This window comes from Acidisphaera sp. S103, assembly GCF_009765975.1.
Taxonomy (GTDB): Bacteria; Pseudomonadota; Alphaproteobacteria; order Acetobacterales; family Acetobacteraceae; genus Rhodopila.
Window position 1 is genome coordinate 61,438 of record NZ_LMUJ01000013.1, and the last position, 26,543, is coordinate 87,980.

At 64.5% G+C, this 26,543-nt stretch carries 25 protein-coding genes; 15 read left to right on the top strand and 10 right to left on the bottom strand.

Translation table 11 applies throughout. From position 1 onward, the window contains the following. Positions 1 to 23: 23 nt before the first annotated feature. Together GSQ89_RS00935 and GSQ89_RS00940 are read right to left on the bottom strand one after the other, a co-directional pair. Positions 24 to 1,280 (bottom strand): acyl-CoA dehydrogenase family protein, encoded by a 1,257-nt coding sequence (locus tag GSQ89_RS00935; protein ID WP_158921072.1) that lies wholly within the window; start codon positions 1,278 to 1,280, stop codon positions 24 to 26. A 15-nt stretch (positions 1,281 to 1,295) separates the two neighbouring features. Further along, entirely contained in the window at positions 1,296 to 2,426 is a 1,131-nt protein-coding gene (locus tag GSQ89_RS00940) for an acyl-CoA dehydrogenase family protein (protein ID WP_158921074.1), read from the bottom strand. Positions 2,427 to 2,559: 133 nt separating this feature from the next. On the opposite strand from GSQ89_RS00940, the gene GSQ89_RS00945 reads away from it, so the two are divergent. Further along, positions 2,560 to 3,768, top strand: coding sequence for a CaiB/BaiF CoA-transferase family protein (locus tag GSQ89_RS00945; protein WP_158921076.1), 1,209 nt, complete (start codon positions 2,560 to 2,562; stop codon positions 3,766 to 3,768). A gap of 389 nt (positions 3,769 to 4,157) precedes the next feature. Next, positions 4,158 to 5,588 carry a fibronectin type III domain-containing protein gene (locus GSQ89_RS00950; protein ID WP_158921078.1) on the top strand — a complete coding sequence of 477 codons (1,431 nt, stop codon included), beginning with the start codon at positions 4,158 to 4,160 and terminating at the stop codon, positions 5,586 to 5,588. On the opposite strand, the gene GSQ89_RS00955 is transcribed toward GSQ89_RS00950, so the two are convergent. Together GSQ89_RS00955 and GSQ89_RS00960 are read right to left on the bottom strand one after the other, a co-directional pair. Beyond that, positions 5,585 to 5,923 (bottom strand): hypothetical protein, encoded by a 339-nt coding sequence (locus GSQ89_RS00955; RefSeq protein WP_158921080.1) that lies wholly within the window; start codon positions 5,921 to 5,923, stop codon positions 5,585 to 5,587. The genes GSQ89_RS00950 and GSQ89_RS00955 overlap by 4 nt on opposite strands. A 13-nt stretch (positions 5,924 to 5,936) precedes the next feature. Continuing rightward, on the bottom strand, positions 5,937 to 6,926 hold the full coding sequence (locus GSQ89_RS00960) for a hypothetical protein (RefSeq protein ID WP_158921082.1): 990 nt from the start codon (positions 6,924 to 6,926) through the stop codon (positions 5,937 to 5,939). 382 nt (positions 6,927 to 7,308) lie between these two features. Between GSQ89_RS00960 and GSQ89_RS00965 the strand changes: the two genes are divergently transcribed. Further along, positions 7,309 to 8,562: a CmcJ/NvfI family oxidoreductase gene (locus tag GSQ89_RS00965; RefSeq protein WP_158921084.1), complete on the top strand. Its 1,254-nt coding sequence runs from the start codon at positions 7,309 to 7,311 to the stop codon at positions 8,560 to 8,562. 57 nt (positions 8,563 to 8,619) lie between these two features. On the opposite strand, the gene GSQ89_RS00970 is transcribed toward GSQ89_RS00965, so the two are convergent. Continuing rightward, positions 8,620 to 10,329, bottom strand: a complete 1,710-nt coding sequence (locus GSQ89_RS00970) for an amidohydrolase family protein (RefSeq protein ID WP_158921086.1) — start codon at positions 10,327 to 10,329, stop codon at positions 8,620 to 8,622. Positions 10,330 to 10,490: 161 nt separating this feature from the next. On the opposite strand from GSQ89_RS00970, the gene GSQ89_RS00975 reads away from it, so the two are divergent. After that, positions 10,491 to 11,660, top strand: a complete 1,170-nt coding sequence (locus GSQ89_RS00975; protein WP_158921089.1) for a hypothetical protein — start codon at positions 10,491 to 10,493, stop codon at positions 11,658 to 11,660. Positions 11,661 to 11,672: 12 nt separating this feature from the next. On the opposite strand, the gene GSQ89_RS00980 is transcribed toward GSQ89_RS00975, so the two are convergent. Then, positions 11,673 to 12,968 (bottom strand): tetratricopeptide repeat protein, encoded by a 1,296-nt coding sequence (locus GSQ89_RS00980; RefSeq protein ID WP_158921091.1) that lies wholly within the window; start codon positions 12,966 to 12,968, stop codon positions 11,673 to 11,675. A gap of 16 nt (positions 12,969 to 12,984) precedes the next feature. Continuing rightward, positions 12,985 to 13,716: an RraA family protein gene (locus GSQ89_RS00985; RefSeq protein WP_158921093.1), complete on the bottom strand. Its 732-nt coding sequence runs from the start codon at positions 13,714 to 13,716 to the stop codon at positions 12,985 to 12,987. Between the two features lie 189 nt (positions 13,717 to 13,905). Between GSQ89_RS00985 and GSQ89_RS00990 the strand changes: the two genes are divergently transcribed. Both GSQ89_RS00990 and GSQ89_RS00995 read left to right on the top strand, forming a co-directional pair. Beyond that, positions 13,906 to 14,781 carry an MBL fold metallo-hydrolase gene (locus GSQ89_RS00990; protein WP_158921095.1) on the top strand — a complete coding sequence of 292 codons (876 nt, stop codon included), beginning with the start codon at positions 13,906 to 13,908 and terminating at the stop codon, positions 14,779 to 14,781. Between the two features lie 22 nt (positions 14,782 to 14,803). Beyond that, on the top strand, positions 14,804 to 15,685 hold the full coding sequence (locus tag GSQ89_RS00995) for an MBL fold metallo-hydrolase (RefSeq protein ID WP_158921097.1): 882 nt from the start codon (positions 14,804 to 14,806) through the stop codon (positions 15,683 to 15,685). 69 nt (positions 15,686 to 15,754) lie between these two features. On the opposite strand, the gene GSQ89_RS01000 is transcribed toward GSQ89_RS00995, so the two are convergent. Further along, positions 15,755 to 16,414, bottom strand: a complete 660-nt coding sequence (locus tag GSQ89_RS01000) for a GntR family transcriptional regulator (RefSeq protein ID WP_158921099.1) — start codon at positions 16,412 to 16,414, stop codon at positions 15,755 to 15,757. A gap of 81 nt (positions 16,415 to 16,495) precedes the next feature. Here GSQ89_RS01000 and GSQ89_RS01005 point away from each other — a divergent pair, with 81 nt between their 5' ends. The 7 genes from GSQ89_RS01005 (at position 16,496) to GSQ89_RS01035 (ending at position 24,292) form a co-directional block, all read left to right on the top strand. Continuing rightward, complete coding sequence (locus GSQ89_RS01005; RefSeq protein WP_158921101.1) at positions 16,496 to 17,302, top strand: creatininase family protein; 807 nt, start codon at positions 16,496 to 16,498, stop codon at positions 17,300 to 17,302. Further along, on the top strand, positions 17,302 to 18,867 hold the full coding sequence (locus GSQ89_RS01010; RefSeq protein WP_158921103.1) for a GMC family oxidoreductase: 1,566 nt from the start codon (positions 17,302 to 17,304) through the stop codon (positions 18,865 to 18,867). The genes GSQ89_RS01005 and GSQ89_RS01010 overlap by 1 nt, the downstream gene beginning before the upstream one ends. Beyond that, positions 18,864 to 19,829: a 2-hydroxyacid dehydrogenase gene (locus tag GSQ89_RS01015; protein ID WP_158921105.1), complete on the top strand. Its 966-nt coding sequence runs from the start codon at positions 18,864 to 18,866 to the stop codon at positions 19,827 to 19,829. Before GSQ89_RS01010 ends, GSQ89_RS01015 begins: the two co-directional genes overlap by 4 nt. Positions 19,830 to 19,846: 17 nt before the next feature. Next, positions 19,847 to 21,157 (top strand): MFS transporter, encoded by a 1,311-nt coding sequence (locus tag GSQ89_RS01020; RefSeq protein ID WP_158921107.1) that lies wholly within the window; start codon positions 19,847 to 19,849, stop codon positions 21,155 to 21,157. Between the two features lie 21 nt (positions 21,158 to 21,178). After that, entirely contained in the window at positions 21,179 to 21,838 is a 660-nt protein-coding gene (locus tag GSQ89_RS01025; RefSeq protein WP_158921109.1) for an RraA family protein, read from the top strand. 224 nt (positions 21,839 to 22,062) lie between these two features. Beyond that, on the top strand, positions 22,063 to 22,221 hold the full coding sequence (locus GSQ89_RS01030) for a hypothetical protein (protein WP_158921111.1): 159 nt from the start codon (positions 22,063 to 22,065) through the stop codon (positions 22,219 to 22,221). 19 nt (positions 22,222 to 22,240) lie between these two features. Then, entirely contained in the window at positions 22,241 to 24,292 is a 2,052-nt protein-coding gene (locus tag GSQ89_RS01035) for a hydantoinase/oxoprolinase family protein (protein WP_158921113.1), read from the top strand. Between the two features lie 24 nt (positions 24,293 to 24,316). Here GSQ89_RS01035 and GSQ89_RS01040 read toward each other — a convergent pair whose 3' ends face one another. After that, positions 24,317 to 24,961 (bottom strand): tRNA1(Val) (adenine(37)-N6)-methyltransferase, encoded by a 645-nt coding sequence (locus GSQ89_RS01040; protein ID WP_158921114.1) that lies wholly within the window; start codon positions 24,959 to 24,961, stop codon positions 24,317 to 24,319. Between the two features lie 77 nt (positions 24,962 to 25,038). Then, entirely contained in the window at positions 25,039 to 25,245 is a 207-nt protein-coding gene (locus tag GSQ89_RS01045) for a DUF2007 domain-containing protein (RefSeq protein WP_158921116.1), read from the bottom strand. A 29-nt stretch (positions 25,246 to 25,274) separates the two neighbouring features. Between GSQ89_RS01045 and GSQ89_RS01050 the strand changes: the two genes are divergently transcribed. Both GSQ89_RS01050 and GSQ89_RS01055 read left to right on the top strand, forming a co-directional pair. Then, positions 25,275 to 25,421, top strand: coding sequence for a hypothetical protein (locus GSQ89_RS01050; RefSeq protein WP_158921118.1), 147 nt, complete (start codon positions 25,275 to 25,277; stop codon positions 25,419 to 25,421). Positions 25,422 to 25,512: 91 nt separating this feature from the next. Further along, the gene (locus GSQ89_RS01055) at positions 25,513 to 26,538 is read left to right on the top strand and encodes a polyprenyl synthetase family protein (protein ID WP_371734202.1); all 1,026 of its coding nucleotides are present in this window, start codon (positions 25,513 to 25,515) and stop codon (positions 26,536 to 26,538) included. Positions 26,539 to 26,543 lie beyond the last annotated feature (5 nt).

The window sequence follows — 26,543 nt, forward strand, 5'->3', positions numbered from 1 at the left end:
TGCGTCGGACCCTAAGCCCCCTCTCAAACCACCAGATTCTTCGGCACATCCCGGAACGGCCGGTCGTTGTCCGTCCGCGGTTCTTTCGGCATCCCCAACACCCGCTCCGAGATGATGTTCCGCTGGATTTCATCCGTTCCGCCGGCGATCGACCCGGCCGGGACCGACACCAGGATCTCGGCGATTACCCCGCCCATGGCTCCGTCCTCACCTGTCAGCATGGCGTCCGCGCCGCTGATCAGGGTGTGGACCCGCGCGGACGCCCGGGCGACGTGGCTGGATGCCAGCTTGCCGAGCGAGCCCTCCGGCCCTTGCGGCTTGCCTTGCAACTGTGCCGCGCGCGCGCGCCTTGCCGTCCATTCGGCCGATTTCTGCAGCGTCAACAGCTTGGCGATCTCCTGCCGCACCACCGGGTCGTTGTTTACCCCGGCGGCCTTGGCCCGCTCGATCACCAGATCCACACGGCCGGCGCGTTGTGGATACCACTTGTATGGCTCCATGACGGTTGCGTTTTCCGCCCGTTCTTCGTCGTAAATCCGTCCGGTGCCGGAGGACGACTTGCCCCAGTTGCGGACGCCGTCGGCCTCTCGCCGTTCATGCATCAGCGTCGTCGTTGCGACGGCCCAGCCGCGGCCGACATCAAGCACCAGATGCTCCGGCAGCACCTCGGCATCGGTGAAGAACACCTGGTTGAACGAGGCGTGTCCGTTCATCTGGCGCAACGGATGCACCTGCACGCCCGGTTGGTGCATATCGATAATGAAATACGACAGCCCCTGATGTTTCGGCACATCGACGTCGGTGCGAGCCAGCAACAAACCCCAATCCGCGTGATGCGCGCTGGTCGTCCACACCTTCTGTCCGTTGATCACCCATCGGTTGCCCTGGCGCTCGGCCTTGGTCGTCGCGCCGGCCAGGTCGGACCCGCTGCCCGGTTCGCTGAACAATTGGCACCAGGTGTCCTCACCGGACAGGCTGCGGCGCAGGAACTGTTCTTTCTGTGCCGGTGTCCCATGCGCCAGCAGCGTCGCGGCGGCCAATCGCCGGATACCGGCCTTCGCCACGCCGACCGCGCCGACGCGGAGGAATTCCTCGTCCACCACGGCCTGCAATCCAACCGGCAGGGCCTTGCCGTACCAATCCGTCGGCCAGGTCGGCACGCCCCAGCCGGAATCGATCAGAATGTTCCGCCACTCCACCAAGCCGTAATCGGTGCGCCAGTTTGCTTCCAGCCAGGCGCGGACTTCCGCGCGGACGGATGCCTCGGTCATTTCGGTCATGATCATTCCCTCCGCTTAGACGTTCCAGGCGCGCATCAGCAGTTCGCGGTGCCAGGCCGGATCGCCCAGAAACACCTCGGAGCTTTTGGCGCGCTTGAACCAGAGATGCGTGTCGTTGTCCCAGGTGAAACCAATGCCGCCGTGGATCTGGATCGTGCTGATCGCGGTCTGCATATAGGCTTCCGACGCCGCGGCCTTGGCCAGGGAGGCAATGGCCGGCAGTTCCGGATCATCCTCGGCCGCCGCGGACGCCGCCGCATAGGCCGCCGACTTTGCCAGTTCGACATCGACCAGCATATCGGCCTGTTTGTGCTTCATCGACTGGAACGACCCGATTGTCCGCCCGAACTGTACCCGCAGGTTGGCATAGTCCAGCGCCGACAAGCGCAGCCGTTCGGCTCCGCCGACCATTTCGTTCGCCAGGCAGGCCGCCGCCTGCACCATGGTTTTGGCGAACGGTGCCGCGGCACCGCCTTCCTGCCCCAGCAGGTCCGCCTCGACCGACTGGAACTCAAGCCGAGCCTGCTTGCGGGTCGGGTCCATCACTTTCAGCGGCCGGCGGGTCAGGCCGGCGGCGTTGCCGGGAACGGTGAAGAACGACAGGCCATCATCCCCGACGGAGCCAGGCCGCCGTGCCAGGACGACAATCAGATCGGCGCTGTGTCCGTCGACGACGAAGCTTTTCACCCCATCCAGCCGGAACCGGCCGCCCGCCGCCGTCGCCGTCGCCTGAACGCCGGTCGTGTCCCATCGCCCGTTCGGTTCGGTGAACGCCAGCGCCGCGACGCAGCTTCCGTCGGCGATCGCCGGCAGCAGGTCTCGCTTCTGTGCCTCGGTCCCGGCGTTGACGATCGCCGTTGCCGCCAGCACCGTCGAGGCGAAATACGGCGCGCACAGCAGTGCCCGGCCCATTTCCTCCAGCACGATGCCGAGTTCGACGAAGCTGAAGCCCTGGCCACCGTAGGCTTCGGGGATGTGGATCGCGGCGAGCCCGAGTTGTTGGTTCAGGTCGACCCAGGCCGCGCGATCCCAGCCGGTTTCCGTCTCCATCAGGCGACGGACGGCGGTTGCCGGCGACTTGTCCTCCAGGAAGCGGCGCAGGACGGAGCGAAATTCCTCCTGCTCGCTGGTGAAGCTGAACTGCATGCGATTCCTCCCTCGGCGCGTCGGCACACAGTGGCGGAGGATGACGCGGTTCGGCAAGGCTGGCCGCGTCCGGCTTGTGGCTGGCCGATACGTGACCGATAGTTGGGCGATAGTGCCAAGGGGACACGCGACGATGCCGAACAACAATGACGGACCTCTCGCCGGTATTCGCGTGCTGGACCTGACAACGGTGCAGATGGGTCCGTGGTGCACCCGCATCATGTCCGATTTCGGCGCCGATGTGATCAAGGTTGAGGCACCGGAGGGCGACTCGTCGCGCTATACCGGCGTGCCGAAACATCGTGGCATGAGCGGCACGTTCCAGCACAACGGCCGCGGCAAGCGCAGCGTCGCCCTGGATTTGAAGCAGCCTGAGGCCCAGGACGCGGTGCTGCGGCTGGTGCCGACGGCGGATGCATTTGCCTCCAACATCCGTCCGGCCGCGTTGGCGCGTTTGGGCCTGGATTACGACTCGATCAGGCGGATCAACCCGTCGATCGTCTATCTCAGTATGGTGGGCTACGGCAGTGCCGGGCGTTACGCGGGGCGTCCGGCGTATGACGACCTGATCCAGGCCGCCGCCGCCATCCCGATGCTGCTGCAACGATCCACCGGGCAGCCGCGCTTCATCCCGATGGCGGCGATCGACCGTATCGTGGGGTCGGCGGCCGCCAACGCGCTGCTGGCCGGATTGCTGGCGAAGGCGCGCACCGGCATCGGGCAGCAGATCGAGGTGCCGATGTTTGAAACCATCGCGCAGTTCGTGCTGTCGGAGCACATGCAGGGCCAGACGTTCGATCCGCCCACCAGCCCCGCGGGTTACCCTCGCACCCTGTCGCAGCATCGCCGGCCTTACCCGACCAAGGACGGCTATATCGCCGCGCTGCCCTACAATGACGGGCAGTGGCGCCGTTTCTTCGAGGCCGTCGGTAAGGGCGAGATGCTGAAAACCGACCCGCGTTTCGCCGACATCACCGCCCGTACGGCGAACATCGATTCGCTTTACGAAATGATCGCCGAGGAGCTGAAGCACCGCACCACGGACGAATGGCTGGACCTGCTGGAACGCAACGATATTCCTTGTATGCGTCCGCATACGCTCGAATCGTTGATGGAGGATCCGCACCTCGCGGACGCTGAATTCTTTCGCTGGATCGACCATCCGTCGGAGGGCCGCATCCGCACCATGCGCGAACCCAGCACCTGGTCGGAAACCAAACCCCCCACCGGTCGCTTCGCCCCGCGCCTCGGCCAGCACACCCGTGAAATTCTTGCGGAAGCCGGCTTCGACCCCCAGATCATCGACGACCTGGTCGAGCGCAAGATCGCCAAGACCGACTAAAGCGATTCGGACAAAGCTGGACACCAGGCAGAAAAGCAATAAGAATATTACCAACTAAATTGGCTGCCGGAGTCTTGTCGCGCGCAGGCCATCTCGTCGTTATATACCGGAAGCCGCCAAAGCCTGGAGATCGTATTGTGAAACCTCCGAGTTGGGCAGTCTCAACGCATTTCCTGTTGGTCGCGGTGGTATTTGTTTCGATTCTCAACCATTCGCAGGCCTGGGCGGACGCCACCGCCGACGCTGCGAAGACACCTCAGATTGCGGAATGTTCCGCGCCATATCCGCCGCACGATAAAATGAACGGCCAGCCGATGGGAACGTTGACAGTTCTTCCGGTAACACGGTGGGCCCCAGTGGGCGGCGAGGTTCAGTTCCAGCTCTCCGGAATGACAAAGCCGCCAGAAGAAATTCAGGTCTTTTTCGCCTGGGATAAGCCACAGCCGGATGGCTGCTGGCAGAGCCAACTGGTGCGCCTGGTGCAAGGTCCCGGAGACATCACCATCGAAACGGCCAAAGTCTATACCTACGCCGCTCGGGTGCCGGCGTTCGGGACCGCGAACCCGTTTCGCGAGGGGAGCCAGCACAAAGAAATCGGCAGTCCCGTACCCATGGCGACGATGTTCGTGCGCGGCGTGCTGACCGGGGCACCGGATGGCGATCCCGGCTTCGTGCTCGTCCAGGGAGTCGGAATATCCAGCGTCGGCATTGCTGTTGTGAGTGTGTTTGGCTGCGCACTGCTTTTGTTCGCCATCCCGACGATATACTGGTGGTGGCATGGTCGTCCCGGATGGTTTCTGCTGCGGCTCATCACGGCACCCGATGGAAAGGCCAGTCTTTCGCAATTCCAGATCACGATCTGGACCGTGGTGATCGGTACCGGCGTTGCCTATACCATGGTGTTGACAGGCAATCTGATCGACGTTCCGACAGCGACACTCGGCCTACTGGGGATCAGCGGATTCTCATTGGTCGGCGCCAAGCTGAAATCTGGTGATGACGGCTCCCCGCAACGCGTCAGCGCGCCGGGGGCGGTGACCAACCTGGCTGTTGTGGGGGCGGTGACGACCGGCACCGTCGTGCTGACCTGGGATGCGCCCGCCGGCACGGGGCAGCCGTTCAGCTATACTGTACAAAAACGGCCAACCGCGGGCGGGCCGTGGGAAACGGTGCAGAATAACATCGCTGCCCCGCCCTATGCCGTGATCAATCTGAACCCCGGTTGGGCATACGATTTCCAGGTGTTCGCGATGAATGCGGGCGGCGCCGGCCCGGCGTCCGTGCCGCTGACGGCCATCCAGACGCATCGCGACGCGCCCGTGGCGCCGGGCGGTCCGGCCCAGGTCACCGGCCTGCAAGCAACGGCGCAACCCGACGGGCGTGTCGAACTCACCTGGACCGCGCCGGCACCGGGGCCTGACTCCTACACGGTGCAATATCGCCCGGTCGGCACCCTGGCATGGTCGACCTATAGTGCATCGGCAAGTCCGCCGACGCTCGTAACCGGTCTCAGGTCCGCCACCAATTTTGCCTTCCAGGTCTTCGGCGTGACTGGTGGCGTCGCAGGTACGCCATCCACACTTGTCGCGGCCACCACCTTTCAGCGCGCACCCCGCTGGAGCGACCTGGTCATGAATAGCGACTATACCGAGGTTGACCTGGCTCGCCTGCAGATGCTTGTGTTTACATCAATTGCCGCCGTCTTCACCGGTTTGACGTTGTTCAACACCGGCGCGATACCGGATATCCCCGTCGGTGAGCTCGCGCTGGTCGGGGTCAGCAACGGTGTCTATCTGGCGTCCAAGGCGGTGACCGACTAGCCCTTCGGGATTGCGGCGATAATGCTGTCGAGCAACTTCGACACCGCGAGAATATTGTTCAACACCGTCGCCAGACTCGTCAGACTGTTCATCTCATCGGTAATGCTGTTGGTGACAGCGTCGAGTTTCGCATTCAGCGCCGCGATTTGCGCATCGTCGTCATCGACGGCGAGTGCTCGTAGTTGCGTCAGCTTCAGCGTCAAGTCGTTGCTGTCGCTTTGCAGTGCGTTCATTGTCGCCAGATCGCCATTCGACATCGCTTGCAATTGCAAGGCGTGCAGCTTGTCCAACGCGGCCTGGGATTTGGCAATAGAGGCATCGAAAGCGGTGGGCATGATTTACACTCCCTTACCTGGCCTGTTTTTCGGCTGGCTTGGCGGCGGGCGTGGGTGGATTGATCACCGCGTCCAGCGCTTGCGCCGCCGAGGTCACCGTTGTCGCCTCGGTCACGAATATCTGCGCGTCGTTCAGCACGCGCTTGAGATTGATCGTCGGCGATTGCAGATCGTCGGTCAGGGCCTGATGCAGCGTCGCGATCTTGTTCACGACCGGGCCGGGTTGCGGAGCGGCCTTGGCCTTGTCGATCGCGGCCGCGAAGCCGTCTGCCTGTGTCAGGCTCGCGGTTTCCTGCGCCAGATCCGCCGCCGACCTGGATTTTTCGTAACTGCGGGCCGCCGTCTGGTAGCTGATCAGCGCAGCGGTGGTCTGATTGAAAGCATCGTTGATGGCGTCAACGTAGAATTGCTGGTACGCATCCGCGATCGACGGAACGATTGCCTTTACCAGCGGGTTGGCGGCCATGGTCCCAGTGCGCAGAATGCGGATCTGTTCGGCCTCGATGGCCGAACAGGCAGCGACGCCGGCGATCGTGCTGATAGGTCCAGCCGCAGCCGCGGCCTTATTGGCCCCAGCGGCAGAGGCAAGGTCGGCGGCCGCTGCAGCCAGTCCTTTGGCGGCGGTTTGGACCGAATTGCAGGTTGTCGCCGTCACCACAGCTGAGAGAGAGGCAGCATATCTCGTCAGACTGACCATGTTCGGTGGTACGCCGGCATAGTTCAATTTCACGCCGCCGATGGTTACGGCGCAATCGCCGGCGTGATAGCCGACGGGATCAACGCCAAGACAGGATTGACTGAGACTGACCGTGGTCGGTTGTGTCTTTGGCAACATTTGCAGCATTTGCCGCTTCTGTGCCTCCTGCGCCGCGGTCGCCAACGGTTCGGCCAAAGCGGCTGCCGCGCCGACAGCCTGCGAAAATCCATTAACGCCGTCAGCATAGTCAGCTGTTGTGCAGGCTCCCAACCCTAGCAGGGCAGCCGCAATGGTGGTTATTTGCATTAAAGCCCTCATGGTCTTGCACATGCCCCACCTTGACCTATAAGGTACCGTTTCATACTATATCGTCAAATACAAGAGAAGAGTGTCAAATACAAGAGCAGAGCGAGAGTACTCGGAATATCAAAAAGCAAAATGCGCCAGCGTTGGACTATTGCCTTGTCTTTCCGCTCGCTCGCGCACGATTTCAGGCCAACCGCCTGATCACCGCGAGCAACCGGGACGATCGCCTCGATCCTCAACCCGAGTGCGGCGTTGCATCATTGCCAGCGTCGACCTTCAGATTATAGACGACCCCGTCGAGCGCGAACGCCTGACCCCGCCCCACATCTGGCCAATCCACCCAACCTGTGCCACGGTAACCCCAAAGAACCGGAGGTGCCCTATGAGCCCGCTCGATCTCGCCGACAAAAACGCGCCCTACGTCCCGTCACTCCAGCGCACGGAAGGCCAGCCGCCGCCAATCGCCGCCCATGGCGGCCTGTCCTACATGTCGTTCGACCAGGACGGCGACGCCGGAACCGCCCAAGCGATCGAAGACGCGCTTGCCGAAATGGCTGAGGGCGAAGGCCAGCGCGTGATCGACATGATCGACAACGCCCCGCCGGGCCCGATCAAGACCAAATGGGGCCCCGCCTTCCGCGACTGGGACGAATGCGTGGCCTATATCCGCAGTTCGAACAGCATCAAGGTCCCTGACGGCGGCGTAGCAACGCCGCTGCCCTATACCGTCTATGAGCGGCCGACCTACTCCGTCGTCACGTCCAACGCCATCTGGCGCGACCCGACGCGCGCCGATGCCGCGGAAATCCTGCGCAAGAACGAACAGGACATCCGTCGGCGAAACCTGTTTTTCGTGCAGGTGCTGCGCGACGCGCGGCGGATAGGCGAATACTACCCGGGCCTGTCGCCCAGCAGCCCCGAATGTATGGACAAACTCGGCCTCTCGCTGGCCCACCTCGATTCCAAGTGCACGAACATCTACGATTCCGCCGAGGTGGAACGGGTGTACTACCCGGAGATCGAGAAACTGCTGCTGGAATTCTTCCCGGATGCAACCGACGCCCTGGTCTACAACCACGACGTCTTCGACAAGGACTATGCGGGCGACCGCACAGAAGATCAGGACAACAAGAACCCGGGCGTGAACGCCAATTACGCCATGCTCGTTCACAACGACCTGAACGACAACAGCGGCCGTGTGCGCTGCCGCGAGTTGCTGACGAAAAATCTGCGCAACTTCGGCCGCACGCAGAACTGCACCGAAGAAGAGGCCGACGCGAAGATGTCGCGCCGGTTCATGTCGATCAATCTCGCCAAGCCGATTGAAACGATCGAGCAATATCCCTTCGTGCTGTGTGCCTGGCCGTCATTCGCCGACCAGCCCTACATCACCAACTACCGCGTCTATGACGACCGCGTCGGTGAGACCACGCGCTTCACCTATCGGCCCGACCACGAGTGGTACTGGTTTCCCCAGCAGAAGCCCAATGAGGTTTCGATGCTGAAGTGCTATGACTCGGTAACCGACGGCTCCGTCTCGCGCTGGTCCTTCCATACCGCCTGTATCGATCCGACCGCCCCCGCGGATGCTCGTTGCCGCAAGAACGTCGTGGTGCGGGCTTTCGTTTTCTTCTAGCGACAGGGCAGGGGCAAAGCGGGCCGTAACTTGAAACGGTCCGCTTTGCCCGTCGTCTCACCCGCCCTGAGGCCCCCGAACCAAACGTCCCGGCAGTGCCCCCGTCGCCTCCCCGTGCCGGTACACCACTTCTCCCGACACGATGGTGGCGTCGAACCCCTCGGTCCGCTGCACCAGCCGTTTGCCGCCGGCCGGTAGGTCGTAAACCATCTCCGGCGCACGCAGCAGCAGCCGATCGTAGTCGATGACGTTCAGGTCCGCTTTCATACCAACCTGAACTGCCCCTCGATCGTTCAACCCGATCGCTGCCGCGTTGTCGTGGGTGAGGCGCCTGATCGCCCATGTCACCGGGAACATCTCGCCGCGACCGCGCTCGCGGGTCCAGTGCGTCAGCGTGTAGCTGGTCGCCGTGGCGTCGCACATGACCCCGACATGGGCGCCGCCATCGCCCAATCCCAGCAGGGTGTTCGGATGGGCAATCATCTCCCGCACGGCATCCAGATTGCCGGCGGCATAGTTGGTGACCGGTAGGTAGAGAATGGCCTTGCCATCTTGCTCCATCAGCAGGTCGTAGGCGACTTCATCGGGCGAGCGCCCCTCGCGAGCCGCGCGCTCGGCCACGCTGTTCTCCGGGGCTGGTTCGTAGTCCGGTGGATCGCCCAGGGGGAACATCGTGTTCCAGCCGCCGCGCTGGAGGCGTGCGCCGGCGGGGGGTGTCTCCGCGATCAGCGTCGCCCGGAACGCGGGATCCCGAAGGTAGTGCATCCGCTGTTGGAAATTCAGGTGGGCGATCCGGCGATAGCTTGGCCGCCACGAGAAGGGGTTTTGCGAGAGTTCGAAGCCCAGGAGGACGCTGGTGGGGCGGGACCGGACCTGTCCGGTCATGCGCAGCCCGGCGGCGTTCGCCGTTTCGATCTGCACCAGAAGATCGCGCCATCGGTCCGGCTTGATGTGCGATTGCAGCAGGGTCATCGTCACCGGGCGGCCGGATGCCTCGGCCAGCCGGCGGAACAAGCCGAATTCGTCGTCATGATCCTCGAAGTCGGAGACGATTTGCAGCCACCCCGAATCGGCTTCCCGCATGGCGTGGGCGATGGCGGTCAGTTCGGCTTCCTCCGCCCGCAGCGTGGGAATGTGCTTGCCGTCCAATGTCCGGTGATTCAGCGTCCGCGACGTCGAAAAACCCAACGCCCCCGCTCGGATTCCCTCTTCGGTCAGTGCCGCCATGCGCTGGCGATCGTGGTCGGTCGCCGGTTCGCGATCCGCGCCGCGCTGGCCCATGACATAGACCCGCAAGGCAGCATGCGGCACCTGCGTCGCGATGTCCGCGTCGTAGTGCCGAGCGTCCAGGGCGTCGAGGAAATCGGGGAATGTGTGCCAGTTCCAGGGCAATCCCTCGGTCAGAACCACTTCGGGAATGTCCTCGACGCCTTCCATCAGCTTGACCAGCATGTCGCGCTGGTCCGGGTGGCATGGCGCGAAGCCGACCCCGCAATTGCCCAACAGAACCGTGGTGACGCCGTTCCAGGAGGAGGGCGACAGACTCGAACTCCAGGTCGCCTGCGCGTCGTAGTGGGTATGCACATCGACGAAACCGGGGGTCACCAGCCTGTCGCGCGCATCGATCTCTTCCGCGCCCTTGGGCAGGTTCCTGCCGATGGCGCTGATCCGGCCGCCGGTGACGGCGACGTCGGCCTGGAAGGGGTCGCCCCCCGAACCGTCCATGATCGTGCCGTTCCGGATCACCAAGTTCGCTTGGGCGGCCATCGCGACGTCCTTCCGCATTGTCCGCAGGCACGGTATCGGTGCGCCGAGGGGCGGGCAAGGCTGGGGGGGCTTTCTCAATACGGTCGGGCATTGGAAAGCCTGGTCTTGACGAACGCCCCGATGGACCGAACCATCCGCCGCGAACATCCAGGACAGGACCCTTGTCCACCATCGCGCAAACACTGCTGATCCGAGCCACGGGGCTTGTTCCGGTGTTGGCGGCACGCGAGGCCGCCGCCAACGACGGGCGATCGGTACCGGATGAAACCATTGCCGACTTCCATCGCCTGGGCATCCTGCGGGCCATGCAGCCGCGCCGCTTTGGCGGCCACCAGGCAAGCTTCGACGTATTCTCCCGCATCGTGGAAACGCTTGCTGAGGGTTGTGGCGCGTCCGCCTGGGTCTATGCGGTACTGGCCGAACACCAATGGATCATCGCCTGCATGGGGGATAAGGCGCAGATCGATGTCTGGGGCGACAACCCGGCCGCCGTGGCCTCATCGTCCCTGGCGCCGCGCGAAACCGCGCGACGCGTCACGGATGGATGGCGACTGTCCGGGCGGTTTCCGTTTTCCTCCGGCTGCCGGCATGCGCAATGGGCCATCATCGGCGCCAAGGCGGAGGATGCGGCGGGGAACAAGCCGATCCGTTACATGCTGGTGCCGATGGAGCATATCGAGATCGTCGATGATTGGCATGTCCTGGGTTTGCGCGGAACCGGAAGCTGCTCCCTGGTGGTGGAAGATGTTTTTGTCCCGGAACATAGGACCGTTTTGTTCGGGGATCTGATGGATGGCACCACGCCCGGTTCCGCGATCCTGCCGGAATACAGCCTGCTGCGGGCGCCGCGCGGCTACCTGGTGCCGTTCTCGCTGCCGCCGGTCATGTTCACGCTGGCTCGCCGAGCGCTGGGTTTGGTACCGGCGACGTTACGCACACGGATTTCTCGCGGCACCCGGGAGGTTGCGATGTCGGAGGTCGTGCAGATGCGTTTGGGCGAGGCGGCCGCTTCGATCGACACGGCGGTGCTGATCATGCACACACGGCGCGCGCAAAGCATCGCGGCGGTGGAGTCCGGCGCCGCGATCAGTCCGGAGGCCATCGCGCGCAATCGGCGTGATGTTACCTTCGCCGCCGACCAGTTGCGCCGCGGTATGGAGGCGCTGATGGCGGTATCCGGTGCGCGGTCGGTTTACGATACGGACCCGCTACAGGCGCTGGTCCGGGATGTGATGACGATCGGCACGCATGTGGTGGTTTCCTGGCAGAGCGCGATGGTGCCGTACGGGCAGATCATGCTGGGGGTGCAAGCGGCGGGCGGGGAGGGATGACCTAGTGTCCGATCAATGTATCCCCGCCACGGTAACCCCGACCGCCCCCGTTCGCCGCGCGCTGACCAAGCGCTGCACGTCCTGCAGCCGCCCGGCCTCCACGTATGCTTTCAGTAGCGTAAACTCCACCAGGTCGGTCTGTGCCAAACTGCCCACCAGCCGGTCGCGCTGTGCCCATACCGGCTCGATCGCGTCGATGGCGGCGGCGAAATCCCGCCGCCGGAACGCCGCGAACGCCCGGGCCAGTGCCGGCACAACCGGCCCGGATGGATAGCGGCCGTCGCGCGCCAGTGCTTCCATCTCCCGCACCCGAATTTCCAGCGCATCGCCGTCGTCGGCGGCTGCCAAAGCCAGGGCCGCATGCCAGTCGACATAGGCATTGCCCGCCTTGGGAAACATCTTGCGCACGAAAGCATGCAACCCCTGCCAGCGCGCCGGGTCACTGGGGTGGCCGGCCAATTCCCAGCGCCACAGAAACGATGCGGCATTGGCCAGCGTGCTGATCGCCGGATCCTGGTTGACTTCGGGCGCCACGATTTCGCTGTAAAGGCGGAATGCTTCGTCGGCGTCGCCGTCCTTTAGATCGAACAATGCGAGATGCCAGCTCAGGTGGCTGTAGAACGCTCCGTCGCGCGGATACGTGGCCAGCCATGATCGCAGAAACGACCGCCCGAGCGGTAGTTCTCCGGCCTCGTAACAAAGATGCGCGCGTGTATGGGCCCCGTATCCGTTGTTCGGGTTGTGCGCCATGGAGTGCTCGATTTTTGTCCGTGCGGGGTCGTGCTGGCCGTTTTCCGCCAGCGCGAACGCGTGGTGGCCGGTGAACCACCAATCGTCCCCGTATGACGGGGCGAGACCGTCCAGCAGTGCCAGCAGTTCACGTTTCTGCTCGACACGGCCGGACGATCCGATCAGCCCATTGGCGGTGGCCGAGGTGCTCAGCACCATCGCGTCGCGCGGCCAGGTTTCCAGGTGCGTTCGCAGTGCGGCAAGCGCGGCCTCGGCCTGGCCGGCGATCAGCAGACGGAAGAATGCGACGTGGCTGGCTTCCCGGGCAGATATCCCGGCCGTCAGCGCGGTCGCCGCCGCGATCGATTCCCGCGCTGCCGGAATGTCACCCCGCAACTGTTGAAACCGAGCCTTGGCGACGTACGCGAGGGCAAAATCGGGATCGTCGGCGATGGCGTTGTCCATCGCCGCCATCGCACCGGGGTACATGGTGAACTGCAGGTCGCAGCCTTGGACATAGGCATCCCGAGCGGCGGTGGATGCGGTTGAAACCATAAGCCCGTAACGATCCGTCAGCATGATGGTGCTCCGTCGCCTATTCCGCGCGTTTGGCTACGTAGGCTCCTCCGGCCGCGCGTACCTCGGCCGCTGTTGTGGCGGCCCGCAACCTGGCGAGATGTTCGGCTTCGCCTTCCAGCATCTTCCGAGCGTTGTCCAACACCTGTCCGGCCTTGTCGGCGGGGAATTTAACCGCACCGTTCTCGTCCATGTGGATCAACTCGCCTGGTGCCACGTCCATGCCGCCGACGGACACCGGGACATTGACCGCGTGAACCGCCATTTCGCCGTGACCGGCGGTGACGCCGCCCAACAGCATCTGGAAATTCAGCCGGCGTACAGCGTCGACGTCGCGAGACGGGCCGTTGGACAGCATGCCGATGCAGCCCACGGCTTTCATCGACGTCACCATGATCTCCCCGGCCAGGCCCGCCTTGGCCATCAGCGCGGCAGGCCATTTCTGCTGGATCACCAGGATGGTCGGCCGCTTCATCGCGTCCAGCGCATCGACGACGTCCATGAAACTCAGCCGTCCGGTGAAGTTCGGGTCGGGCAGGCCGAAGACGCAGGTGACCGCATGGCCGACGATCGCGCCCATCTCGGGGTAAATGCAGCGGATCGAGGTGTCGGTGTACCAGTTCTCGGCCCAGGGGTTGTACAGCCCGAGGCACAACGGATTCCTGGGATAGGTCGCGACGATGTTGGTGATGGTCGGCGTGTCGATCTTGCGCAACTCATTCAGCACGTCGTTCGTCGGCATTTCGGCCATGGCTGTGATCCTCCTTCAAGAACCGGCCCGGAAATTCCTGCCGGTGGTCAACGTTCCCGACGCCAGACATCGCGCCGGGCGCCCGGGTCTGGCAAGACCATACGGCTTGATCGGATTACGCCGACCGCCGCTCTGGTCCGTTCGGCCCGTGTTTGCTAGTCTGCCTTGAAAATCACGGGGGAACCAGCGATGCGGCAAATCAGGATCGGCGATATCACCATCGATGCGGTGGTCGAACGCGAAGGCCCCTGGCGCCGGCCTCAGGATTTCTTCCCGTTGTATGACGAGGCCACGTTCAAGCGGCATCTGCCGCTGTTGGAGCCGGAGGTGTTCGACGCGGCGGCCGGCATGATGTGCGTCACCTACCAGACCTTCGTGGTCCGTACGCCGCATCACACCATCCTGGTCGATACCTGCACCGGCGAGGACAAAGGGCATCCGCCGCCGTTCGATTTTCCGGGCAAGGAACGCTGGCGGAACGAGCTGTTCGCCCTGGGCGTGACCTATGAAAAAATAGATTACGTGTTCTGCACCCATCTTCACATCGACCACACCGGCTGGAACACCACCCTGCGCGACGGTCGCTGGGTGCCGACGTTCCCGAATGCGAAATACATCTTCCACAAGCGGGAATATGCCGCGTGGGAGGCTGAAAACGCCAAGGGCGCCAATCCGCCGGGCACCGTCTTCCGTGACAATTGCCTGCCGATCGTCGAGGCCGGGCAGGCGCTGCTGGTGGACGACGATTATGCCCTGGATGACACCATCACCCTGACGCCGACGCCGGGCCATTCGCCCTGCCATTGCTGCGTCAACATTTTCTCCCGCGGGCAGCGCGCGGTGGTGACCGGGGATATGATGCACCACGCGATCCAGTGCCGGGAGCTTGATTGGTCGCCTGGGGTCGACTGGGACCCAAAACAGGCGGCGGTGTCCCGCCGGCGGTTTTTGGCCTCGGTCACGGACACCGATACGCTGCTGTTGCCGATCCATTTCCCGGCACCGACGGTGGGGTTGGTGACGGCGGATGGGGATCGGTTCCACTACCGGTACAAGCGGGATTAGCGTCGTAGGGAGGACACAGGCAATGGCGACGACCACGTTCAACGTCGGCGACACCACGATCCACCGCGTGGTGGAGCAGGAAGCGCCGTTCTTCAAACCGCTCGAATTCTTTCCCACCCTGACGCCGGAGGTGCTGGCGGAAAATCGCGATTGGATGACCGAGGGTGGGTATCTGGACCGCCAGAATGGGCAGGTCGTGCTGTGCATCCAGTCGTACCTGATCCGTACACGGCACCACAACATCCTGATAGATAGTTGCGTCGGCAACCATAAGCCGCGTCCGACGCGGCCGTTCTGGGATATGCTGGACACCGACCGGTTCGAAAAGAACCTCGCCGGCACCGGCGTGTCCGTCGATCAGATCGACTACGTGATGTGTACCCACCTGCACGTCGACCATGTCGGCTGGAACACGAAGCTGGAGAACGGCCGATGGGTCCCTACGTTCCCGAAGGCGAAGTATGTCTTCGCCGACCGGGAGCTCGCCCACTGGACCGAAACGGAGAAACGCGATCCATCGGCGGCGCCGTGGATCACGGACTCCGTCCTACCAATCATTGCCGCCCGCCGTGAGGAAGTGGTTACCAGCAGCCATCAGTTCAGCGATATCATCAAGCTGATTCCCACGCCGGGACACACGATCGACCATTACTCGGTCCAATTGGGCAAACCCGGCGCCGATGCGGTGATCACCGGGGACATGATCCACTCGCCGTTGCAGGCCCGCTATCCGGAGCTTGGCATGCGCGCGGACCACGACTCGCCGACCGCGGGTGTGTCGCGGCGCAAGCTGTTTGGCGATCTGTGCGATACATCGACGCTTGTTTGCACGGCGCATTTCCCGTCTCCGTCTTCCGGCCGGATAACGCGCTGGGACGATGGTTTCAGGTTCGTTCCGGTGTAGTTGGGGAGGCGATCCGTCTGCACCGCGTTGGCGTTGAGGCCGGACGTGGCATGCCGTTCGGAATTCGGCTTAACTTTGCATTAAGGATAGGATTTCCGGCGCCGGCCGGAGATGCTCATCCAGGATAGCCACCGCCGCCGGTCCATCCCGGCGGCGCAACGCATCCAGCAGTGCTGCGTGCTGGGCGTGGATCAATTGCAGCCGCCCCGGGTTCAACGCGACCGCGCGCGTGGCCACCCGCAACTGCCGCAGATGCAATCCATCGAACACGCCCAGCATCACCGCGTTGCCGATCGACGCCACCAGGGTGCGGTGGAAGGTGAAATCGCCCTCGGCCTGGAACCCCAGATCGGTGGCGCGGCGCGGTGACGACAGCCGGGCCAGCAACGTATCCAGCGAGGTAGGCACCGCGATGCCGGCCTCCGCGATGCGTCGTACCACGAAGGATTCGAGTACCCGGCGCGTCTCGTAAAGCTGGATCAACTCCTCGGCGGTTGCCGCCCGCACCATCGCGCCGCGCCTGGGCAGCCGGTCGATGAACTGTTCGGCGTGCAGCCGCTGGAATGCCTCCCGCACCGGGGTGCGCGACACCCCGACCTCAGCGCTGACCGCTTCTTCCTCCAGGAAACTGCCGGGTGCGATGGCGCCGGAGACGATACGGGCGCGGACATAGGCATAGACCCGCTGCCAGGCCGGCTGCGCCTTGGTTTTACCCGCCAGATCGTCCACTTACGCCTCCCCGCCGGTTGACCCGCTTGGATGCACCATGTATACACCAAATCGCGTCCTGTCGAGGTGGAGCCGCCAAAAATGCCGTTGCCCAAACGACGTCTGGCCGAATTGACCGGTGGTGAAATGCGGGAAATCGCGCCGCGCCGGCCTGTCATCCTGCTGCCGCTTGGTAGTCACGAAGATCAGGGGCCGCACGCCCCGATGGGCGATTATCTGTCCGCCGAGGGTGTCGCGGTGCGTATCGCCGTTCGGGCTTCGGACAACGGTACCGAAACATATGTTGCCCCGGTGGTGCCGTTCGGCGGGGCCGATTACTTCGCCAGCATGCCGGGTGGGATATCGCTGTCGCAATCCACATTGCGGGCGGTGCTGGACGACATGTTGTCCTGCCTGCTGCGCCATGACCTGACCCGGATTGTCGTCATCAACGGCCATGCCGGCAACGTGCAGACTGTTCACGACGCCACCCAGAAGGTGTGGTTGGGCCGGGGCGTCATGATTCCCAGCCTGTATCTCTGGCGCGTCGGCTACGGCCTGTTGCCGGCGATCCTGGGGGCCGACGTGGCTCGGCGCGCCAGCGGCCATGGCGCGGACCCGCTGACCAGCGTGGTGATGCATCTGTTCCCCGACCTGATCCGTTCCGATCTGATCCAAGCGGCCGAACCACCGCCGGATTTCCGCGGCATGCCGGTCTCCGGCTTCGGTACCGTCGATTTCGAGGGCGCCGAAATTGCTGTGCCGCTGGAAGTCGCGCAAATCGCGCCTAATGGCGTCTTCAACGGTGATCCGAGCCTGTGTTCGGCCGAAACGGGTGCCGCACTGGTCGAGCAACTGACCGCTATCGGTGCCCGGCTTGCCGCTCGCGTTGCGAGTTGGGACGCCTGATGGCCGGTTACGATGTCATCGTCGTCGGTGGCGGGTCGGCCGGTGCGGCTGCCGCCGGACGCCTCAGCGAGAACCCCAACCGCCGTGTGCTGTTGCTGGAAGCCGGCCGGGACTGGCGCTCCGTGGAGGCTCCCGCGGCCCTGCGCAGCGCCAATATCAACCCGTTCATGAATGACCCGTCGTATCAGGCCGCGTGGCAGTGGCCCGGACTGATGACCCGCCGCACGCGCGCCCAAGCCCCTCGCTTCTACTGGCGTGGCAAGGCGCTGGGTGGTTCTTCCACCGTCAATGCCCAGATTGCGATCAGGGGCGTTGCCGCCGCTTTCGACTCCTGGGCGGAAAATGGTTGCGAGGGCTGGTCCGCGGCCAATGTCCTGCCGGTGTTCGATTCGATGGAGGACGATCCTGCCGCCAACCGCATCGGTGGGCCGATTCCGGTTTTTCGCGCGCCTGTGGAAACCTGGGGACCGGTGGATAATGCGTTGCGCGAGGCCGCGCTTGCCGCCGGCTATCCTTGGAATCCCGACCTGAACGCGGCTGAGGGCGAAGGCGTGTCCTGCTATCCGATCAACAGCCGCGATGGCCGCCGCATCACCACCAACGATGCGTACCTGGAACAAGCCCGCGCCCGTTCCAACCTGGATATCGTCGGCGACGCCCTGGTGGATCGAATCGTTACGGAAAAAAACCGAGCGGTTGGGGTTCGTGTGCGGCTTGCTGGGGGCTGGACTGAAATCCGGGGGCGCGAAATCCTGTTGTGTGCCGGCGCTATTCATTCCCCGGCGATCCTGATGCGATCCGGCATCGGGCCTGCCGGCGCATTGTCGGCGCTGGGCATTCCGGTGCTGCGTGATATGCAGGCGGTCGGCCGGAATTTCATGGACCACCCGGTCCTGCGAGCCACGATCGGTCTGCGCCCGGAATTTATCGGTCAAAATCCGGATCAGCGTCACACCAACTGCTGCGTTACCTACAGTTCCGGCCTGGGTGGCGGTGGGACGCGCGACATGATCATGATCGGCTTCAATCATCGCGGCCTGGGGCAGGGGGGTCTGCCGTCGGGCCAGGGTGCCGTCGGCGGGGCGCTGTTCAACGCTTTCTCGCGCGGTGAAATCCGGCTGGTTTCAGCCGATCCCGAAATCGATCCGGAGGTGGACGAAAACATGCTGGACGATCCGCGGGATCGGCTGCGCATGCGCGACGTCGTGCGCCGGCTTGCGGTGCTGTCCGCCCATCCGGCGATGACGGCGATCGCCGAGACCATCACTTTCGCCGAAACCAGCCTGTCCCTGGACGAAGCCGCCGCGCTGCCGCCCGATGCGCTGGACGCGCTGATGCTGGAACAGGCCGGCGACAGCCAGCACGCCGCCGGCACCTGCCGTATGACCGCCTATGAGGACCCGCGCGGTGTGGTCGATCCCGACCTGGCGGTCAAAGGCGTTGCCGGACTGCGCGTTGCCGACGCCTCCATCATGCCGGAGGATTGCCGAGCGAATACCCATTTCACGTGCGTGATGATCGGCCTGGCCGCAGCCGCGCGTATTGCCCAAGCGGAGACGGCATGACCGAAACGATCCTGATCCTGCAACCCATTGCGGCCGAACTGCGTGATATCATCCGCAACGAGCTGCCTGACGGCTTCGCCCTGACCTTCGCCGAGACTACCGAACCCGCCGAACAGAAAGCCAAGCTTGCGGGTGCCGATTATGTGGTGTTCTGGGACGTCGGTTTGCCCACCGATTTGCTGAACGCTGCCCCGCGACTGAAACTGGCGCATAAATGGGGTGTCGGCGTCGAGAATATCGATCTCGACGTGGCTCGGGCGCGCTCGGTTCAGGTCGCGCGGACGCCTGGCAGCAACGCGATCCCCGTGGCGGAGTTCGCCGTCGGCCTGATGATCGCCATCGGGCGTCGTATCGTCACCGCGCATAACAGCATGATCGAGGGCCGGTGGGCGAAGAACGAAATCTGGCGCCGCAGTATCATGTTATCAGGCAAGACCGTCGGCATTGTCGGCCTGGGGGCCATCGGCAAGCAGGTCGCGCGCCGGGTCGCGGGCTTCGGCTGCACCATTCTGTACAACACGCGCCGGCCCTTGCCGAAGACGCAGGAAGCCGCCCTCGGCGTTGCCCATCACAGCCTGGCGGATCTGCTGGTGCAGTCCGATTTCGTATGTCTTTGCTGCCCGTTGACGCCGGAAACCCGCGGCATGATCGCCGCGCCGCAATTGGCCACCATGAAGCCGGGTTCCATCCTGGTGAACGTCGCCCGCGGCGGCATCGTGGATGAAACCGACCTGATCGCCGCCCTGCGCGACGGTCCGCTGGCCGGTGCCGCGATCGATGTGTTCGAACCGGAGCCGCCCGACCCGGCGAATCCGTTGCTGCACATGGACAACGTGATCGTCACTCCCCACTGCGCCTCCACCGCCTTCGAGAACTCCGCCAAGGGCGCGCGGCACTGGCTGGGCAACATCGCCCGCGTCGCCCGCGGCGAGGCACTGCCGGAATCGGATCGGGTCATCTGACACAGACAGGGGCGCACATGGCCGACAGGAACACGACGACGGCGTCCGGCGCGGTGCGCTGGTGGATGGCCGGACTGCTGCTGGGGCCGATCACCTTCGTCATGTCGCTGGACCGCACCGCGATCGTGATCGCCGCCCCAACGATCCAGAGCGAGTATCACTTCACGCTGGTGCAGATGTCGTTCCTGCTCACCAGCTTTTCCTGGACCTACGCGCTGCTGCAAGTGCCGTCCGGGTGGCTCGCCGAACGGTTCGGACCGCGCAAGATGCTGTACTGGGCGAATTTGCTGTGGTCGCTGCTGACCGCGCTGACGCCCGCCGGATCGGGTTTCGCATCGTTCGTGGTGATCCGCGGCCTGCTGGGTGCCGGGCAATCCGCGGACTGGCCGAGTTCCGTGCTGGCATTGAAGCGGTGGTTCCCGCGTGCCGAGCGCGCGAAGGCGAACTCCATTCTGCTTGGCGGGCTTTATCTGGGGCCCATCGCCGCTGGCCCGATCACCACGATGGTGATTATGCACTTCGGCTGGCGCTGGGCATTTTACGGCTTCGGTGTCCTGGGCCTGCTGATCGGCTTCGCATGGTGGTTCGGTTTCCGCGACGACCCGGCGACGCACCCGATGATGCGGGCAGCGGAAGCACGCACCATCGCGCTGGGTCAGGCCGAGGAGCCGTCGCGGCCGGCTCGCGGTGCCTTCCTGGCCGGGCTGGGGTCGGTGCAGTTCTGGGCGGTGGGGATGCAGTACTTCTTCCTGATCATGATCCAGAGCTTCTACACCACGTGGCTGCCGACCTATTTGGTGCGGGAGCGGAATTTCTCGCTGGCCTCCATGGGAATCTACGCCTCCCTGCCGTGGGTCGCGCTGTTCGTCATGGTATTCGTTACGGGCGCGCTGTCGGATGCGATCCTGCGGCGAACCGGTTCGGTGTGGGCGGCGCGCGTGCCGGTGGCGGTGACAGGATTCGTCGTCAGCGCGCTGGCGCTGATCGCGGCATCCCGCACACCGCAGATCTGGCTGATGATGACGCTGCTGTGTGTTTCGCTGGGCGCCGTCGGCCTGACGCAGGTGTCGATCTGGTCGGCGACCCAGGACCTCGGGCGGTCCTCCACCGGCGTCGTTTCGGGCTGGACCAATTTCTGGGGCAACGCGGCCGGGGTGGTTGGACCGGTGCTGACCGCCTACCTGGTGGAATGGACCGGTAGTTGGGCAGGGGCGTTGCTGGGCATCGCGCTGTCCGGTCTCGCCGGCGCGGTCCTGTGGCTATTCGTGCATCCCGAACGTCCGGTGGCGGCCCTTGCCGGCTTGACCCCGGAGAGGCTGGCCGCTTGACTCTCGCAACAGGAGAATACGATGCCGAAATACGATATCGGTGAGATGCCGGCCCAAATCAGTTCGGAGGTCGTGGCGCTGCTGGAACAGGCGGAAACCGCCACGGTCGGCCATTGGCGCCACTGGGGCTTTTGCGATCGGCGCATTGTGCCGGCCCTGCGCGGCCGCCGGGTCGCGGGCACCGCCGTCACCGTCGCCATTCCCGGTCCTGACTCCACCCTGCTGCACCATGCCCTCGGTTTGCTGCGGCCGGGCGACATCCTGCTGGTGGACCGGCTCGGCGACGATCGCCACGCGTGCTGGGGCGGTGGTGTGACCGTTGCCGCCAAGGCCGCCGGCGCCAAGGCTGGTGTGGTCGACGGTCCCTGCACCGATCTGGAGGAAATCGAGGCATCCGCGTTTCCCATGTGGAGCCGTGGCTTCGCCCCGATCACCACACGGCTCTACGACCTGGGCGGCCGATTCAACCGTCCGGTGTCGATCGGCGGCGTGGTGGTGATGCCGGGTGACGCGGTGCTGTGCGACGACAGCGGCGTGCTGGTGCTGCCGCCGTCCGAAGCCGAGGCCGAGGCGCGCCAGGCGATCGCCAAGCAGGCCAGCGGATTGGTGACGCAGCAGCGTGTGGCTGAGGGCGCCAAGCTGGGCGACCTGAGTGGCGCGACCGCCATGGTCCGGAGGTAACGGGGCGAAGGTACCGGTCACATGCATGTTGGTATCATTTCGGTAATACTAGCGGCCGTTGATGTTGACACGTTAGTCTCGTCACGGACCGGCGAAATCCGTGGCATCTGACACACCACCTTATCGTCGCAGATGGCCCGGACTGACGCCGGGCCATGGCGGCGCAAATGATCGCTTTCATCGTCACAGATGGTTCGGATTGACGCCGGGCCATGGCGGCGCAAATGATCGCTTTCATCGTCACGGATGGTTCGGACTGGCGCCGGGCCATGACGGTGCAAACGATCGTTTTCATCGTCACGGATGGTTCGGACTGGCGCCGGGCCATGGCGGCGCAAATGATCGCTTTCATCTTCGTGACGGCTTTTTTGTCCCGACGGTGATCTGTCGGAGACAAACTCAATGACTTGGCGCATCGGGGTCGATTCCGGCGGTACCTTCACCGACGTCTGTTTGTTCGAGGACGAAAGCGGCCGGGTCGAGGTGTGGAAAGTCTCATCCACGCCGGACGATCCGTCGCGCGGCATTGCGCAAGGGTTCGAGGAAGGCGTGGGGCGCGTCGGGCTTGAACCGGCGGATGTCGGCTATTTCGGCCACGGCACGACGGTCGCCACCAACGCCCTGATCCAGCACCGTGGCGTGAAGACCGGCCTGATCACCACGCAAGGTTTTCGCGACCTGCTGGAAATCGGACGGCAGAAGCGACCCGATCTCTATGACCTGCAAGTCGACAAGCCGCCGGTCCTTGTGGCCCGCGACCTGCGGCTGGAAGTCCCCGAACGCATCCGCCATGACGGCACTGTCGAAACCCGCCTCGATGAACAAGCGTTGCGCGAAGCCGTGCGCACGTTGCGCGATGCCGGTGTCGAGGCGGTCGCGGTATGCTTCCTGTATGGTTTCGTGCGTACCGAACACGAAGCCATCGCAAGCCGCATCATCGCCGAGGAATTTCCCGAAGCCTTCGCCTGCGTCAGCCACGACGTCGCGCCGGAATTCCGTGAATACGAACGCATGAGCACGGCGGTGGTGAACGCCTATCTCGGTCCGGTCATGCAAAAGTACATCCACCGGCTGGCGGCTCGGTTGTCGGGGCTGGGGTTAAAGGTTCCTCCGCATCTGACGCAGTCGAACGGTGGCGTGATCGGTTTTGACCAGGCCGCTCGCCTGCCGGTGCGTACGGTGCTGTCGGGCCCCTCGACCGGGGTGGTGGCGGCGCAGGCCGTCGGCCGCATGGCCGGGCTGGAAAACCTGATCACCTTCGACATGGGCGGCACCAGCACCGATGTGGCGCTGTTGCAGGGCGGCGTGTGCCGGCTGGCCAGTGAGGCGGTGGTGCATGGCTACCCGATCAAGGCGCCGATGCTGGACATCCACACCGTGGGCGCCGGCGGCGGGTCGATCGCGTACGTCGACAGCGGCGGGTTGCTGAAGGTCGGGCCGCGGTCCGCCGGCGCATTTCCCGGACCGGTTTGTTATGGCAAGGGCAATGAAGAGCCCACGGTCACCGACGCCAACGTGGTGCTGCAGACGCTCAATCCCACGCATCTGCTGGGCGGCCGCATGAAGGTCGACCAGGGGCTGGCGAAAGCGGCGATCGGGCGGTTGGCGGATCGCCTGGGCATGGATGTGATGGCGACGGCCCAGGGCATCCTGTCGGTCGTGATCGCCAACATGGCGCGCGCGATCCGCGTCATCAGCGTGCAGCGCGGCCACGATCCGCGCGACTACACACTGGCGGCGTTTGGCGGCGCCGGGCCGCTGCATGCGGCCAGGCTGGCGAAGGAACTGGAGATCGGCCGTATCCTGGTGCCTCGCAATCCCGGCATCCTGTGCGCCATGGGCCTGTTGTTGACCGACCTTCGCGCCGACTTCGCCACCACGCGGCTGCGGACGCTGTCGTCCGCGGTCCTGCCCGAGGTGGAAGATGCTTTTCTGACGTTGCGGCAACAGGCCGGCACCTGGTTCGCCGAGGAGGAGATCGCGCCGCAAGCCCGCCAGGTCGTCCGCACGGTGGACATGCGTTACGCGGGCCAGAACTACGAATTGTCGGTGCCGGTGCCCGATGGGGCGATCACGCTGGCGACGCTCGACCTGCTGGCCGAGGGGTTCGCACGCGCGCATCAGCGGATGTACGGCTTCGTCGCCGAGGGGGAGCCGGTGCAACTCGTTACTTTTCGTGTCGAGGCGACGGGGTTGGTGCCCAAAGCCGCGTTCCAGCCGCGCCCGATGCGGGGGGCCGATGCGTCGGAGGCGATCATCGGCCGACGTGATGTGTGGTTCTCGGAGGCGGCCGGGTTCGTTGCCTGCCCGATCTACGATCGCGAGAAACTGGACGCCGGCAACCGCATCGCCGGTCCCGCCATCGTCGAGCAGATGGATGCCACCACTGTCATTCCGCCGGGCATGACCGCTTGGGTTGAGCCGTACCTGAACCTGATCCTGGAGGCGGCATGAGCCGAACCGTCGTCGCCGCCGGTGCTATTGATCCAGGTTTAGCGCCGATCCGTCTCCCAGGATGGCCTGCGCGGCGGCGGTGAACGAACCATCCGGGTTGTGCAGGACAAGCCCGGCGGCGAGCCGCATCGGGGTGAGTGCGTTTTTCACCCCACGCAGCAAGACCAGCTTCGCCTGGCGTCCGGCTTTCGGCCAAAGCGGAAAGAGAATCGTGCAGGGGCAACGGTGCTGGCCCATCGCCGACAGGCAGATGGGAACCATTCCCGCCGGCACGATCAGCGTCAGGCTGCCGCGATCCCGTAGCGCCCCGCTCAGCCGCTCGATCCAGGCCGTCATCAGCGCGTCGGAGCCTCGCTTGGCGGTATCCCGAACGGCGACGGGGGAGGCGGTGCCGTTTGGCGGGTGATAGGGCGGATTCGCCATCGCGTGGTCGAACGGGCGATCGAACGGGGCGGTCTCGATGCGATCCGCGATGATGTCGATACCGGTGAAGCCGTTGGCGTGGGCGTTGGCGGCCGCTAATTCCGCCAGTGTTTCGTCGATCTCAACGCCGGTGGCGTGCAGGCCGGAAATGCGTGCGTTGAGGCACAGCAAAGCGGGGCCGGCGCCTGTCCCTGCCTCCAGGATGTGCTGGCCCGGTTGGATCGGAACCGAGGCGGCCAGGAGCACAGGCTCTATCCCGCTGCGAAAGCCGCTGGCCGGTTGGCAATAAATCACCCGGCCGCCGAGGAGGTGGCCGCTGGTGGTCACAATTCGCCGGCTTCGCGCAGGATCCGGCAGGCTCGGGAGAAATCGCCGGCGCTGACGACCAGCCGGCGCGGGATGGCGCCCGCGCTGCCTTCCAGGACACTGGTGTGGCCATCAAGCAGCACCGCCTCGATTCCGGCGTCGGCTAAAAGGGCCGTCAAAAACGACAGCCGGACCATATTATTGGAGGTAACCACGACACGCATGGGTGGATCGTGAGCCGGATGGTAATCGCATGCAACAGGGGTCGAAAGAGGATGGGATCGGGCGGGCGGCGTTGATTAGGCTGGACTATCCCACCGACTTGACCGCCTGTGCATCGGATTTCGGGCGGGGCTGGGGTCGAATTCCGGCGGCGGCGGTTGCCCGCATGGCGGCTTGACCCAATTTGATGGCCACCGATATGAAGGCCGGCCATAAAGAGATTTCGGGAGAACCAGTTGGGCAGCGTCGCCAGCCCCCTTGATTTAGGCGTGGCGCTCGTGTCCGGTCCGACCGAACACACGAGCGAAGATGCCTTGTCGGCTTTGGTCGCCCTCGTCGAGGCGGACCTGGAAGCCTGCAACCGCGTCATCGTCGCCCAGATGGACAGCCCCGTCACGCTAATCCCGCAGTTGGCGGCGCATATTGTCGCGGCCGGCGGCAAGCGGCTGCGTCCACTGCTGACATTGGCCTCGGCGCGTCTGTGCGGCTATCCGGATCATGATGGCGGCGCTCGGCATGTCGATCTGGCGGCCTGTGTGGAGTTCATCCACACCGCGACCCTGCTGCATGACGATGTCGTGGACGAAAGCCAGCTTCGCCGCGGCCTGGCCTCGGCCAACGCGGTGTTCGGCAACAAGGCGTCGGTCCTTGTGGGTGATTTCCTGTTTGCTCGCGCCTTCCAGTTGATGGTGGATGACGGGTCGCTGAAGGTGCTGGCGATCTTGTCGAAGGCGGCCGCGACCATCGCCGAGGGCGAGGTGCTGCAACTGGTGACGCAGAATGACCTGTCCACCAGCGAAGCCCGCTACCTGGAGGTTGTCCAGGGCAAGACCGCCGCGCTGTTCGCCGCCGCCTGCCAGATCGGCGCGGTTGTCGCCGATCGCCCGGCGCACGAGGAAGCCGCCCTTTCCGAATTCGGCATGAAGTTGGGCATCGCGTTCCAGCTTGTCGACGATGCGCTGGATTATGTCGCCGACCAGGCGGTCCTGGGCAAGACGATCGGCGACGACTTCCGTGAGGGCAAGATCACCCTGCCGGTCCTGGTCGCGTTCCTCGCCGGCGATGAAACGGAAAAAACCTTCTGGCAACGGACGATCGAGGCGCTGGAGCAGACCGATTCCGACCTGGACCATGCGATGCGCCTGATCGCCGAACACGGTGCCATCCGGGTGACTTTGGAGAGTGCGCAACGCTTCGTGCAGGAAGCGAAAGCCGCCCTGGCGGTCTTCCCCGACAGTCCGATTCGACGGGCGCTTGCCGGTGTCGCGGACTATACGGTGCAGCGTTTGCGGTAGACGTG

Bases quoted from the DNA above. Each gene is read 5' to 3' on its own strand.
- GSQ89_RS00935 (WP_158921072.1), bottom strand. From the start codon at position 1,280: ATGACCGAAATGACCGAGGCATCCGTCCGCGCGGAAGTCCGCGCCTGG.
- GSQ89_RS00940 (WP_158921074.1), bottom strand. From the start codon at position 2,426: ATGCAGTTCAGCTTCACCAGCGAGCAGGAGGAATTTCGCTCCGTCCTG.
- GSQ89_RS00945 (WP_158921076.1), top strand. From the start codon at position 2,560: ATGCCGAACAACAATGACGGACCTCTCGCCGGTATTCGCGTGCTGGAC.
- GSQ89_RS00950 (WP_158921078.1), top strand. From the start codon at position 4,158: ATGACAAAGCCGCCAGAAGAAATTCAGGTCTTTTTCGCCTGGGATAAG.
- GSQ89_RS00955 (WP_158921080.1), bottom strand. From the start codon at position 5,923: ATGCCCACCGCTTTCGATGCCTCTATTGCCAAATCCCAGGCCGCGTTG.
- GSQ89_RS00960 (WP_158921082.1), bottom strand. From the start codon at position 6,926: ATGCAAATAACCACCATTGCGGCTGCCCTGCTAGGGTTGGGAGCCTGC.
- GSQ89_RS00965 (WP_158921084.1), top strand. From the start codon at position 7,309: ATGAGCCCGCTCGATCTCGCCGACAAAAACGCGCCCTACGTCCCGTCA.
- GSQ89_RS00970 (WP_158921086.1), bottom strand. From the start codon at position 10,329: ATGGCCGCCCAAGCGAACTTGGTGATCCGGAACGGCACGATCATGGAC.
- GSQ89_RS00980 (WP_158921091.1), bottom strand. From the start codon at position 12,968: ATGCTGACGGATCGTTACGGGCTTATGGTTTCAACCGCATCCACCGCC.
- GSQ89_RS00985 (WP_158921093.1), bottom strand. From the start codon at position 13,716: ATGGCCGAAATGCCGACGAACGACGTGCTGAATGAGTTGCGCAAGATC.
- GSQ89_RS00990 (WP_158921095.1), top strand. From the start codon at position 13,906: ATGCGGCAAATCAGGATCGGCGATATCACCATCGATGCGGTGGTCGAA.
- GSQ89_RS00995 (WP_158921097.1), top strand. From the start codon at position 14,804: ATGGCGACGACCACGTTCAACGTCGGCGACACCACGATCCACCGCGTG.
- GSQ89_RS01005 (WP_158921101.1), top strand. From the start codon at position 16,496: ATGCCGTTGCCCAAACGACGTCTGGCCGAATTGACCGGTGGTGAAATG.
- GSQ89_RS01010 (WP_158921103.1), top strand. From the start codon at position 17,302: ATGGCCGGTTACGATGTCATCGTCGTCGGTGGCGGGTCGGCCGGTGCG.
- GSQ89_RS01015 (WP_158921105.1), top strand. From the start codon at position 18,864: ATGACCGAAACGATCCTGATCCTGCAACCCATTGCGGCCGAACTGCGT.
- GSQ89_RS01020 (WP_158921107.1), top strand. From the start codon at position 19,847: ATGGCCGACAGGAACACGACGACGGCGTCCGGCGCGGTGCGCTGGTGG.
- GSQ89_RS01025 (WP_158921109.1), top strand. From the start codon at position 21,179: ATGCCGAAATACGATATCGGTGAGATGCCGGCCCAAATCAGTTCGGAG.
- GSQ89_RS01030 (WP_158921111.1), top strand. From the start codon at position 22,063: ATGATCGCTTTCATCGTCACGGATGGTTCGGACTGGCGCCGGGCCATG.
- GSQ89_RS01035 (WP_158921113.1), top strand. From the start codon at position 22,241: ATGACTTGGCGCATCGGGGTCGATTCCGGCGGTACCTTCACCGACGTC.
- GSQ89_RS01045 (WP_158921116.1), bottom strand. From the start codon at position 25,245: ATGCGTGTCGTGGTTACCTCCAATAATATGGTCCGGCTGTCGTTTTTG.
- GSQ89_RS01050 (WP_158921118.1), top strand. From the start codon at position 25,275: ATGCAACAGGGGTCGAAAGAGGATGGGATCGGGCGGGCGGCGTTGATT.